Origin of the sequence: Escherichia sp. AM3 (assembly GCF_032029835.1) — a bacterium.
Classification (GTDB): Bacteria; Pseudomonadota; Gammaproteobacteria; order Enterobacterales; family Enterobacteriaceae; genus Escherichia; species Escherichia coli.
This window is the reverse complement of record NZ_JAVUPQ010000341.1, coordinates 1-1,183: the sequence shown is the minus strand read 5'-3', so window position 1 is coordinate 1,183 and position 1,183 is coordinate 1. Positions and strand designations below refer to the sequence as shown.

The following is a 1,183-nucleotide window of genomic DNA, read 5'->3' as shown; positions in this document are numbered from 1 at the left end:
CTTACCCAGCAATAGTGGACACGCGGCTAAGTGAGTAAACTCTCAGTCAGAGGTGACTCACATGACAAAAACAGTATCAACCAGTAAAAAACCCCGTAAACAGCATTCGCCTGAATTTCGCAGTGAAGCCCTGAAGCTTGCTGAACGCATCGGTGTTACTGCCGCAGCCCGTGAACTCAGCCTGTATGAATCACAACTCTACAACTGGCGCAGTAAACAGCAAAATCAGCAGACGTCTTCTGAACGTGAACTGGAGATGTCTACCGAGATTGCACGTCTCAAACGCCAGCTGGCAGAACGGGATGAAGAGCTGGCTATCCTCCAAAAGGCCGCGACATACTTCGCGAAGCGCCTGAAATGAAGTATGTCTTTATTGAAAAACATCAGGCTGAGTTCAGCATCAAAGCAATGTGCCGCGTGCTCCGGGTGGCCCGCAGCGGCTGGTATACGTGGTGTCAGCGGCGGACAAGGATAAGCACGCGTCAGCAGTTCCGCCAACACTGCGACAGCGTTGTCCTCGCGGCTTTTACCCGGTCAAAACAGCGTTACGGTGCCCCACGCCTGACGGATGAACTGCGTGCTCAGGGTTACCCCTTTAACGTAAAAACCGTGGCGGCAAGCCTGCGCCGTCAGGGACTGAGGGCAAAGGCCTCCCGGAAGTTCAGCCCGGTCAGCTACCGCGCACACGGCCTGCCTGTGTCAGAAAATCTGTTGGAGCAGGATTTTTACGCCAGTGGCCCGAACCAGAAGTGGGCAGGAGACATCACGTACTTACGTACAGATGAAGGCTGGCTGTATCTGGCAGTGGTCATTGACCTGTGGTCACGTGCCGTTATTGGCTGGTCAATGTCGCCACGCATGACGGCGCAACTGGCCTGCGATGCCCTGCAGATGGCGCTGTGGCGGCGTAAGAGGCCCCGGAACGTTATCGTTCACACGGACCGTGGAGGCCAGTACTGTTCAGCAGATTATCAGGCGCAACTGAAGCGGCATAATCTGCGTGGAAGTATGAGCGCAAAAGGTTGCTGCTACGATAATGCCTGCGTGGAAAGCTTCTTTCATTCGCTGAAAGTGGAATGTATCCATGGAGAACACTTTATCAGCCGGGAAATAATGCGGGCAACGGTGTTTAATTATATCGAATGTGATTACAATCGGTGGCGGCGGCACAGTTGGTGTGGCG

Annotated in this window: 1 protein-coding gene; it reads left to right on the top strand. The window is 54.0% G+C overall.

What is annotated here, in order from left to right:
- Window positions 1-61: 61 nt before the first annotated feature.
- A protein-coding gene (locus RTW80_RS25670; protein WP_096852488.1) for an IS3-like element IS3 family transposase occupies window positions 62-1,183 on the top strand; the annotation gives its coding sequence in 2 pieces (ribosomal slippage) (window positions 62-323 and window positions 323-1,183; 1,123 coding nt annotated over the 2 pieces). This gene is flagged as partial in the annotation.